Here is a 7,944-nt window from a genome sequence, read left to right on the forward strand (position 1 = left end):
TGTGTGGGGCCCTGGACTCGAGTAAGAATGATTGACTGACTCCAATTCCCCTCCCTTTTTCTCATTTCGCGGCATCTGAGCGCTGCTTGTCAGTAGCCTCTCCTCATTGATGATACGCTTGATATACCTCGCGCTTCGGCACGCCACGGTCACTTGCTGCTTGTTTGATCGCTTCTTTTTGCTCCAGGCCAAGCGCTATATAATGGTCTACATGCTGGAGAGGGGTAAGAGCTTCCCACCATTGCTGCTCCTCGATTACCTCACTTGCCCCTTCGACAACGAGGCAAAACTCCCCTTTTACCATCCCATGGTCGCACCACTCAATCGCTTCATCCAGTGTGCCGCGCTGATATTCCTCAAACTTTTTTGTGATCTCACGGCCAAGACAAACACGGCGATTCCCGAGAGACGCTTGCAGCGCTGCAAGTGTTGCTTTCAACCGGTGCGGCGCTTCATAAAAAAGCAGCGTTGACTGCACTGACACGAGTTCCGATAGTTTCTCACCGCGCTGCTTTTTGGAACGGGGCAGAAACCCACAAAATTGAAAGCTCTCCGCTGATAAGCCAGAAGCCACAAGTGTCGTTAGAGCGGCGTTCGCTCCAGGCAACGCAATCACCGGTATTTCCTCGGAAATAAACAGCTTCACTAAATCTTCCCCGGGATCAGAAACCCCCGGCATTCCGGCATCGCTCACGAGGGCGACGACTTTGCCGTCTTTACCCTTTTTAAGTAGCTCCGTACCGGCCTGCTGCTTGTTATGCTCATGATAACTAATAAGTGGTGTGGGGATCTCAAAGTGAGTGCATAGCTTTCGCGTTTGTCGTGTATCCTCTGCGGCAATTAGGTCCGCTTCCTGCAGCGTGCGTACAGCCCGGTATGTCATATCCTCTAAATTTCCAATGGGTGTCGGCACTAAGTAGAGAGCGCCTCCTTCAGAATTTCGGAAACTTGCCTGCTCTTTCATCACTACTCCTCCTTTCGACAATGTAGGCTTCCTTTTTCGGTCGATCAAACTTTTTAAACTGGTATTCCGCTCTCATCGCTTCCGACTTTGTTTCAAACTCTTCTTTCCAAATGAGCGAAAATGGCCCGCGACCCCTTGTGTATTTCGCGCCTCTGCCCGACTCATGCACGGCAAGCCTGTGCTCGAAATCATTTGTATAGCCCGTATACCAACTGCCGTCCTTGCATTCTAAAACATACATGACATGCTTCATTGGCATAGATACACTTTCTGAAACTCGGAGGTGTAAGCCCCTTCTTCTGTATAAACGATGAGCGGGGCTTGCGTCCGTAGTCCCGCGTTTCCGCCCTTCGTCCCTTCCAGAAGCACCATATTGGATTCCTTCCCTTTAGCTGGATGGACGAACTGCAGACGTTTCGGTTCTAGATGATAGGCACGCATAAGCGTTATCATTTCAGCGAGTCTTTCCGGGCGTTGGACGAGCGCCAGTTTGCCTCCGTGCTTTAATGAAAAACTTCCTGCACGAATCACATCTTCCAGGGTACACGCGATCTCGTGACGTGCAAGAGCTTTGTGCTCATTTTCACTCCTCTGCACGCCTTCCCTTAATGGAAAGTAAGGAGGATTGCAGGTGACGAGATCGAAACGGCCTCCCGAGAGATCATCAGGTAAACACCTCACATCGCCACGCACGGCCCTCACCCTTGCCTCCAGTCCGTTTCCCTTAACGGAGCGAAGCGCCATCTCATGAAGACGTTGTTGCAGCTCCACCATGGCAATATGCCCCTTTGAGCGTGTAGCAAGTACAAGGCCGACCACCCCGTTGCCGCTACAAAGATCAAGCAGCCTTCCTTTTTGAATCGGCACATGGGCAAAGCGACCGAGTAGAATGGCATCAATGGAGTAGGAAAACACAGTCTCACTTTGAATGATCGGCATCTTCGTCCCAGCAATAAAGTCCATCCGCTCCCCCGTTTGTATCTCTAGCTCCATCTCCGCCTCTCCTTTCATATCCTTTGATCCATAAAAAAAGCTGGAGCTCACTTGACCCCAGCCCTCGAATTTTGAGGTGTCTTGTTTTATTTTTGGTGCAAAAACGATAGACAGAAGAGACAATCATCACCATCAGGTCGAATGCTTCCATAATGCGTGTTGCATATATGAAATCCTTCCTGATACAGACGCGCCAAGTTTTCATGGCCTTCACCGACCATTTGCTTCCGGTCCTTCCCAGAGGGCTCTTTTCGCTCTTTGGCCCCTTCCGGCTCAAGACGCTTGCGCAGATTGTCATTTTCCACATGCAAGTAATGATTTTCTTCAATTAAGTACGCAAGCTGTTCTTTCAGGCCAACGAGCTCATCGTGGAGCTCACCAATTCGTTTCTCCAGGCTTGAGACTTGCGTGAATATGGCCTTCTTGTCCACGTAATCCACCTCATTATTCTGCGGCTTTTGAAGTGACTTTTTCTCTCTGCATCAATTCATCGAGCGCATATTCAAGCGTCTGTTGCCCTTCCGTGAGCTGCACTTGCACCACGCGATCAAGTAAATTCAAGCCAATCACTTTTCCTTTGCCATCAGGTGTAGCTATATGTTTCCCAATATCCGGAAGCTCTTTTTTTGCTTCTTCATATGTGTCGTTTTCGTACTTCAGACAGCACATGAGTCGGCCGCACAAACCCGATATTTTCGCTGGGTTTAACGAAAGGTTTTGATCCTTGGCCATTTTTATCGAGACCGGCTCAAAATCTCCTAGAAAGGTTGAACAACAAAGCATCCGCCCACATGGTCCAATTCCCCCGAGCATCTTTGCTTCATCCCGAACACCGATTTGGCGCAGCTCAATCCTTGTCCGAAAAATTCCTGCCAAGTCTTTTACCAGCTCCCGGAAGTCAATTCGTCTGTCCGCTGTGAAATAAAATAAAACCTTGTTGCGGTCAAACGTGTACTCCACTTCGACGAGTTTCATCTCTAGCTGATGCTCGCTAATTTTTTCCTGGCAGACATCAAGAGCTTCCTGGGCGGCTTCACGGTTTTCACGAACAGTTCTTATGTCTTCGACCGTTGCAACCCGTATGACTTGCTTCAAGGGCAAGACAACATCTTCGTTTGCAACAAGCTTCGGGCTGACAACCACTTTTCCGTACTCCACTCCTCGTGAGGTTTCGACAATGACGGCTTCATTAGCAGTCAGGGCAAAACTTCCTGGAGAGAAGTAATAGATCTTGCCCGCTTTCTTAAAACGGACGCCGACAACCTCCTGCAAAGTCTATTCCTCCCGTATCGTGAGCAGCAGCTTCTCCATCACGAGCTGAATGTTCACATTGGCGTTCAGCTGTTTTCTGGCTTCCATGACCTTTGACATGCTTTGTGACACCGAAAGCTGTGACGTGGAGAGCGCCAGCTGTTCAAGTTGTGACTGGTTACTGGCAAAGATGAGTCCATCCTGCTTGCCAACCTGTGTATATAAAAGGTCTTTCAACCAAAGAAACATCATATCAAGACCGAGCTCTTGCTGCCTTCTTTCCTTAAGTAAAGGCACCCACTTATCCGTGAGTGTCACATAGGCGTGCTCCGGTCGAGTGTAGAGTTCTTGCATTAATTGTAACATTACGCTTCGTGCTTGGGAAGTCCAGTCCCCTTCATTGATTTGGGCAACCTCCGTTTCGTTTGAGGCGATATGGGCAAGCAGCACCGCTAGCTGTTTTGAATATCCTTTTTCTTCTAGGCGCGCAGCAAAGGCCTCCCTGGAAGGTGGGGTAAACGAAAACAGCTGGGTGCGAGAACGAATCGTCGGCAAAAGTTGCGAACCTTGTTCTGTGAGTAAGAGTGCAAGCGTGGGGCCTTGGGGCTCTTCGAGAAATTTAAGCAGGCTATTGGCTGCACTTATCGTCATTTTATCAACGTGAGAGACAACATAGACCTTTGAAGCCGACTCCATGCCACGATAAGCAAACTCCTTTTGCAAAAATTCGATCTGCTCTTTTTTAATAGAGGCTCCGTCCGGAGCGATTCGGTGGATGTCTGGGTGATTGCCATGGTCAATTCGCTTGCACTCCACACATCGATGACATGGCTCAGCACCTGTCTGCTCCTTACAAAAAAAGCTCTTCGCCATTTGAAGAGCCACGTCCATCTTTCCACTCCCCGCCTCGCCCTCAAACAAGTACGCATGCGTGAGGCGGTTTTTTTTGATACTTGAAACCAGCATCGGTACCACGCGAGGCTGTATTTCTTGAAGGTCTTTCCACGTACGCATTTCCTCACCCGCTTCTAAAATTGTTCAAATTGTTCAACAGGGAGAACAAACACCGTCGCTCCTCCAACCTGTACTTCGACTGGGTACGGAACATAGGAATCGGCGTTACCACCCATTGGTGAAATGGGTGCCACCACCTGCTCACGGCTGCGGCAATTCTTCTGAATGAGGCCCATGACTTCATCCATCTGTGCATCTTCTACCCCAATGAGGAAGGTCGTGTTCCCAGCTTTCAAGAAACCACCGGTACTGGCAAGCTTTGTCGCTCGAAAGTCAGCTTTCACCAACGCATCGGACAGGCGCGTGCTATCTTTATCTTGAATCACCGCAATAATTAATTTCATCTCAGAGCTCTCCTTTTTGAGTACTTATGGTTCATTCCATCTATTTCTTCACTATATGCATCACAACGCCAAGTGCTTCTTGCATCACCATTTCAATGGGTTGATTGGCATCGATGGTGACGATTCGCTCTGAATCTCTGGCAAGTAGCTCATAGCCTTCTCGCACCTTTTGATGGAATTCAAGCCGCTCACGATCAAGGCGGTTTAACACGCGCGATTGGTCCTGCTGTGTACGAGCGAGCCCCGTCTCTGGTTCAACTGCAAAATAAAGAGTCGCATCCGGCATATACTGTTCAATTGCAAAATGGTTGATTGCACGGACAGTTTCTATGCCAAGTCCCCGGGCATGGCCCTGATAGGCAAGACTTGAATCGACAAACCGATCACACAGAACAATGGATCCCGCTTCCAGCGCAGGCACCACTTTTTGCATGAGATGCTCCCTGCGCGCGGCCGCATAAAGAAGCGCTTCTGTACGGTCATCCATTTCAATATCGCTCACGTCAAGCAACAGCCCGCGAATGTCCTCGGCTAATTTGACACCACCTGGTTCCCGCGTGCGAACCACCGGCCGACCCTGCTCTCGTAATGTATGTTCCATTGCATTTAGAACGGTGGTCTTGCCAGCTCCTTCGCCACCTTCAACCGTAATAAACGTTCCCTTCCTCATGTCTTGCCCTCCACTACTTGTACACACAGTCCAGCACTTGGGTCAACCCCTTGAAAACGCACACCTGCCTTGAGCAATTGTTGTAGTTGCTCCATCACACCCCATCCAATGACCTCTCCTTGATAAAGAAGGGGCACGCCCGGGGGGTACGGAATAACGGCTTCCCCAGATACACGTCCAACAGCTTCCTTTAATGGAACCCTTTCTGTGAACTCGGGATCCCGCTTTATCCTTACTATTTCGGAGACAACGGGCTCTTTTCCTTCTTGTAATTCCCTGGGAGGAGCCACTTTTTTTTCAGGCCAATGAACACGCGTAAGCTTTTCTCTTAATTCATCGCTGCTTATTGTCTTCCCAAAACCGAAAACAAGCAACACATGTTCACTATCAGTCATTTCCGCCCATAGACCAATTCGTTCCAATTCACGGGCAAGCCAAACGCCGGACTGTGGATGGTTTGTTTTTATTGTAACCTTTAACGGATCATTTTGATAGAGGGCCCGCTGACTTGTCACAACTTCTAACTTCGGATGTTGATTCAGGATTTTCGACACTCTGGCGACCTCTTGCAAGGCGAGGGTGGACGTTCCTCTTTTCTCCTCTTCTAAGAAAGCTCTCGCAGCGTCCAGTGAGGCGAGAAGAAGATAGGAAGGGCTGCTCGACTGAAACATGGACAAGGCGCGATTCACACGCTGGACGACTCTCTTGCTTACGTGTGTGCCAAAATGCAGCCACGCCCCCATCGTAAGCGCTGGGAGCATCTTATGGGTCGATTGTACAACAATGTCAGCGCCAAGACGTAGGGCAGAAGGAGGGAAAGGAGCACCGAGCACAAAATGTGCCCCGTGCGCCTCATCTACTAGCACGGCAACCCCCGCCTCACGCGCTTTCATGATAACGTTTGTTGGATCCAACGCCACTCCCCAATAGTTTGGATAGGTTAGCACGACTGCCTTCGCTTGAGGATGTTTTTCGAGCGCTGCACTCATGGTTTCTTCTGCTACACCAACGGGATGACCAGTGGTTTTGTCGTATTCGGGACGAAGGAAGACGACCCTCGCCCCCGAAAGCTCCAGGGCATGGATCACAGACTTATGACAGTTACGCTGTACCAATATAAGATCCCCTTGCCCGCAGACACCATAAATCATCGCCAAATTTCCGCTCGTCGATCCCCCCACAAGAAAACAAGTCTTGGAGGCATTGTACAAGTCAGCGCACAGCCTTTCTGCCTCCGCAATCGGCCCAGCCGGATCATGAAGGTCATCAAGCCCGGAAAGCTCTGTCAGATCATAAGGCAAGACGCTCTCAAACTCAGAGAGAGCTTCCGGGACAAGCGTACCGTTTTTATGGCCTGGAACGTGAAATGAATAAGGACTCTGAGCCTGATGAGCACGAAGCGCTTCAATAATTGGGGTACGTACCTTCACTTACATTCTCCTTCCATTCATTGTTCTACTATTTTAACGAAAAGAGGAACCTCGGTCACATCTAAGGCATTAAAAAAAGCAAGCTCTTTCCTGAGCCTGCCTTCTGGGGTTATTTCATTAATCCGTCCCAAATTCCCTTCAAAGATGAAACATATTGCTCATAATCAGAATCCTCAGGTTCCGTCCGTACCATTTTGTCCTCGCATCCCTCACAGATAAAAACTTCTCCTAAATGATAACCTTTGGGTTTCAAGGTTTCACAGACACCGCAGTAATCTCCTAACTTAATTCGCATAACGGTTCGTCGTTCCATGTTCCACCTCCACCAATAGTGTTGACTAAACACTGGCGTTTATACCTACTCCTCAAGTGGTTCCCCTTATATAGATATGCACACGACCTGGCTATTGTGCCCAGTCAATCTTCGCTGTTTTTTACTTGCAGACCCAGGGCTTGAACGAAGGGAATGGCCTGTTCCGGTGAAATGATGCAGCCCTGCAAGTCTTCAATAGAAACCAAAAGACGTTCAAACTCACAGGTGCTTAAATCGACGTCCTTCAACTTCGTGCCCGAAAACTGGACTTGATCAATGTTGGAGTTAGGGAGTTGCACATTGTCAAAATCAGATTCAAAGAAATCCGCCCCTCGTAATTGACACTTCTCGAATCGTAAATGCTTGCAGTTAGTTAAGCTAAAGCTCGCCAAGGGCGCCTGGCAACCGAAAAAGCGAACATTACGTAGAGCTGCTTCGTGAAAATCAACGCCTACAAGCTTACACTCTTTAAACGTGACACGATGAAAGATGCCATGGGGGAACGTTGCATTGGACAAGTCGCATTTCTCAAAGACAACGTCCGTCCACTCTGAATACGGGAGAATCACGGCTTCAAATTGGACGTTTTTAAAATGAAGTTGATTAAAGATGACATGTTCCGCTTCTTCGCTCGCAAAGGAGACATTCTCGATGCTCCCTCTTTTTATGACTTGTTCATGTTCAAGCGGGGCTGGCTCTATCTCTTTCAGTTCCTTTGGCAACTTTGGAGATAGTGGTTCTTTTGGTTTCTTTTTTTCAATCAATCTCTCACTTCTTTCTTCGATCATCATGGTACACCTAGCCTCAGGAGAAGCTCCGTAGATTTAGTCTTAACTCTTTTCGTCAGAAGTGAGGTGAAATCCTCTATACTGAGCCACGAATTGTTGTCATCATCCGAACACCCCGCTTTTTGTGCATACAAAAAACCCCACCTAAAAAGGTGAGGTATTGTCTAGCTACGGCGG

At 48.8% G+C, this 7,944-nt stretch carries 11 protein-coding genes; all 11 read right to left on the reverse strand.

Annotation, left to right across the window (positions count from 1 at the left end; genetic code table 11):
- Window positions 1–103: 103 nt before the first annotated feature.
- The 11 genes from rsmI to AVZ68_RS14795 all read right to left on the reverse strand — a co-directional run bounded on the left by rsmI (window position 104) and on the right by AVZ68_RS14795 (window position 7,767).
- Window positions 104–964, reverse strand: coding sequence for a 16S rRNA (cytidine(1402)-2'-O)-methyltransferase (rsmI, locus tag AVZ68_RS14745; RefSeq protein WP_059105329.1), 861 nt, complete (start codon window positions 962–964; stop codon window positions 104–106).
- Window positions 933–1,217, reverse strand: coding sequence for a GIY-YIG nuclease family protein (locus AVZ68_RS14750; RefSeq protein WP_180316713.1), 285 nt, complete (start codon window positions 1,215–1,217; stop codon window positions 933–935). The genes rsmI and AVZ68_RS14750 overlap by 32 nt, the downstream gene beginning before the upstream one ends.
- Window positions 1,214–1,957, reverse strand: a complete 744-nt coding sequence (locus tag AVZ68_RS14755; RefSeq protein ID WP_059105331.1) for a tRNA1(Val) (adenine(37)-N6)-methyltransferase — start codon at window positions 1,955–1,957, stop codon at window positions 1,214–1,216. The genes AVZ68_RS14750 and AVZ68_RS14755 overlap by 4 nt, the downstream gene beginning before the upstream one ends.
- 86 nt (window positions 1,958–2,043) lie before the next feature.
- A complete protein-coding gene (gene yabA / locus AVZ68_RS14760) occupies window positions 2,044–2,388 on the reverse strand; it encodes a DNA replication initiation control protein YabA (RefSeq protein WP_059105332.1) in 345 nt (114 codons plus the stop codon).
- Window positions 2,389–2,401: 13 nt separating this feature from the next.
- Window positions 2,402–3,229, reverse strand: coding sequence for a PSP1 domain-containing protein (locus tag AVZ68_RS14765; RefSeq protein WP_059105333.1), 828 nt, complete (start codon window positions 3,227–3,229; stop codon window positions 2,402–2,404).
- A gap of 3 nt (window positions 3,230–3,232) precedes the next feature.
- Window positions 3,233–4,222 (reverse strand): DNA polymerase III subunit delta', encoded by a 990-nt coding sequence (gene holB / locus AVZ68_RS14770; RefSeq protein WP_059105334.1) that lies wholly within the window; start codon window positions 4,220–4,222, stop codon window positions 3,233–3,235.
- A 14-nt stretch (window positions 4,223–4,236) separates the two neighbouring features.
- Complete coding sequence (gene darA / locus AVZ68_RS14775) at window positions 4,237–4,566, reverse strand: cyclic di-AMP receptor DarA (RefSeq protein ID WP_059105335.1); 330 nt, start codon at window positions 4,564–4,566, stop codon at window positions 4,237–4,239.
- A gap of 40 nt (window positions 4,567–4,606) precedes the next feature.
- On the reverse strand, window positions 4,607–5,236 hold the full coding sequence (tmk, locus tag AVZ68_RS14780; protein ID WP_059105336.1) for a dTMP kinase: 630 nt from the start codon (window positions 5,234–5,236) through the stop codon (window positions 4,607–4,609).
- A complete protein-coding gene (locus AVZ68_RS14785; RefSeq protein ID WP_059105337.1) occupies window positions 5,233–6,666 on the reverse strand; it encodes an aminotransferase class I/II-fold pyridoxal phosphate-dependent enzyme in 1,434 nt (477 codons plus the stop codon). The genes tmk and AVZ68_RS14785 overlap by 4 nt, the downstream gene beginning before the upstream one ends.
- Before the next feature lie 109 nt (window positions 6,667–6,775).
- Window positions 6,776–6,979: a sigma factor G inhibitor Gin gene (locus AVZ68_RS14790; protein ID WP_059105338.1), complete on the reverse strand. Its 204-nt coding sequence runs from the start codon at window positions 6,977–6,979 to the stop codon at window positions 6,776–6,778.
- A 104-nt stretch (window positions 6,980–7,083) separates the two neighbouring features.
- The gene (locus AVZ68_RS14795; protein ID WP_059105339.1) at window positions 7,084–7,767 is read right to left on the reverse strand and encodes a pentapeptide repeat-containing protein; all 684 of its coding nucleotides are present in this window, start codon (window positions 7,765–7,767) and stop codon (window positions 7,084–7,086) included.
- Window positions 7,768–7,944 lie beyond the last annotated feature (177 nt).

This window comes from Shouchella shacheensis, from assembly GCF_001484965.1.
Taxonomy (GTDB): Bacteria; Bacillota; Bacilli; order Bacillales; family Bacillaceae_D; genus Shouchella; species Shouchella shacheensis.